Source organism: Paraburkholderia sp. SIMBA_027, from assembly GCF_046535315.1.
In the GTDB taxonomy this organism is placed as follows: Bacteria; Pseudomonadota; Gammaproteobacteria; order Burkholderiales; family Burkholderiaceae; genus Paraburkholderia; species Paraburkholderia tropica.
In genome coordinates, this window is record NZ_JAWRWY010000707.1 from 1 (window position 1) to 267 (window position 267).

General features: G+C 62.2%; 1 protein-coding gene. It reads left to right on the top strand.

Going from position 1 to position 267, the window contains the following annotated elements; genetic code table 11:
* On the top strand, positions 1-267 hold a 267-nt coding region (locus SB764_RS40865), incomplete at both ends, for a DUF1839 family protein (protein WP_410866878.1).

Sequence of the window (267 nt, forward strand, 5' to 3'; positions counted from 1 at the left end):
GGTCGAGGAAATTGCCGAGCGGCCCTTCGGCTTCTTCCACAAATATGCCTTCAACACGCTTCGCCAGTTCGGCGCCAATTTCGAGCTGGCGGCGGATCATCTCGCCTGGCTTGCGCCGGGGCAATTCGGCAGCGCCGAGGCTGATGCCCGGCAGATTTCCGAGACGGCCAAATCCGTGCAGTTCCAATTGGCGCGGGCCGTGACCCGCAAGAAATTCGAGCCGCTGCAGACCGCGCTTGATCCGGCTGCCGATGCATGGGATTCCAT